Source organism: Paenibacillus sp. P4_E11 (genome assembly GCF_056401635.1).
The window spans coordinates 1-1,896 of sequence record NZ_JBFUIX010000395.1 but is presented as its reverse complement, the minus strand read 5'-3'; the positions used below and the strand labels follow the sequence as shown (position 1 = coordinate 1,896).

General features: G+C 41.9%; 2 protein-coding genes. Both read right to left on the bottom strand.

Going from position 1 to position 1,896, the window contains the following annotated elements; all coding sequences use genetic code 11:
* Window positions 1-125: 125 nt before the first annotated feature.
* Complete coding sequence (locus tag AC1DWB_RS34415; protein ID WP_477545569.1) at window positions 126-788, bottom strand: hypothetical protein; 663 nt, start codon at window positions 786-788, stop codon at window positions 126-128.
* 189 nt (window positions 789-977) lie between these two features.
* The coding region (locus AC1DWB_RS34410; RefSeq protein ID WP_477545568.1) for a CotH kinase family protein at window positions 978-1,896 on the bottom strand (919 nt) is incomplete at its 5' end.

The window sequence follows — 1,896 nt, the reverse complement described above, 5'->3', positions numbered from 1 at the left end:
GTGCTAGCACGAACGTTATGAATCCGTTAATCAAGATGATGAGCGCATATTGCATGACTTCAATACTAGCTGTCTTATCGGGATTGGCATTCTTAATGCTGGAAGCAATCCTGGACGCGAGCATATCAATCATTGCTATACTCCTTCTTAATGGAAAGATAGATGATGACTACAAACATAGAGATAAGCGGGATCATCATTAAGAGATAAATATGGAGATTTCCTGCATTGCTATAATAAAGGGTAATCCATGCTACGACTGATGCAATAATAATCGAGAACAGGAATATTTTATTCAACCCTTTGTAGAGGACGAATGCGCGTTGACCATGAGGAACATAAGCAAATCCATAATTTTTCCTCTTGATCAAATATGTAACCAAGAAAGCAGCGGCACTTGTAAAAATTTGCAATATATAGCCTTGAATGGTATTAGGCTTGGCTGTTTCAATGGATATCAATCCTAGGAAATCCAGTCCGAAGAACATAATCGCCTGTGTAATTCCATAAGCCAAATACCCTGTCACTGTCATAACGGAAGAATAAAAGATCTGGATCTGAAAAATGTAATACAAGAATGCAAAGATGAGTAATACGTTCATAATCGGATCCAACAATGCCTGATCGAACCCTATTCGAAGCGAGTAGGATACGAATGACAATACTGCACAAATAAACAACACACTGTTATGGTAAAATTTGTACTCGAACCTGAATAAAGCAAACATGAGTGCAAACATTGCCAAGTATTCCATAGAGGAGAATAATATGAATAATACGAAATCCATGCTGTCTGATGCTCCTTGTCTCGGATAGTGCTTTCATCTATAAATATACCACTTTTAAGACTATTGACAATCAAATTCTTAATAGGATACCGCAGAAAAGTGCAAAATGCAGTAAGATTATGTATAAACGAAGCAACAAAAGCCCGAAACCAGCATCAATCCAGGTCTACGGGCCTACGCTAACATCTGTTAGTAAACCTTCTCAGCAATCGCTTCGCCTATGATTTCCCTCCGTTCCTGTATATAAGATCGAATGAACCGAGATTCGCCCCGGAATACGGAATAAGACCATTTGCGTTCAGTATCCTTGTAGATGTGAGGGGATATTCGTTCGATCATCTCCTCCACAACAGGTTCGATTTTTCGGAGTGTAAAAGTTTTCTCAAGAATCGATTCCAGAATATCGCGATAACGCATGTGAGCCTTACTGATGCTGAGTACCTTCCGTGTCAATTGATTGTACCCCCTGACACGTACCAGATCGCTTCCACATTTGTTGCCGTAGCAATTCCTGCCCCAAGTTCCCTCGTAATCCCAAGGTACCATCCGATAAACACCGCGCGTCTTGTGCTTGTAGATCGCATAATTCTGATCGAATCCATCGTAGTTCCCAGTGAATACCGCTCCTGCCAGCCAATGCAAATAGTTGTTCACATCGAGACGTCTGTATAGGAATGGTTCCAGCTTGGCACTGGACACGGTATGAAGATTCGAGATGAACGACTTCAATTGACTGCGATCCTCATCCGAGCCTATCTTCAACTCATACCCTTCGAACAACGATCGCTTGAGGCTATTCGAAGTGGGATCCATCCGTCCGAAATTCGCGCTATCGTTGATCGCATACATCAGAGCTTGCACCGGAATGCCGCGACGTCGGAAGAACGAAGAATTAACAGCTTCAATTTCTAAATATACCCCAAGGTTCTGTCCGTTCAATCGAAGGAGACAATGCTGCGTTTTCGGACTCGGAACGCCAATCCAATCGAAGAAGCGAAACGACAAGGCATTACGTATCATCGATGGATCGTCGAATTCAGCGTTTAGATGAATCGTTTTTCCTTTCCTCACAATCTCATACGATTTCTTAGGGTAATCTCTCGTATGC

Bases quoted from the DNA above. Each gene is read 5' to 3' on its own strand.
- AC1DWB_RS34415 (WP_477545569.1), bottom strand. From the start codon at position 788: ATGGATTTCGTATTATTCATATTATTCTCCTCTATGGAATACTTGGCA.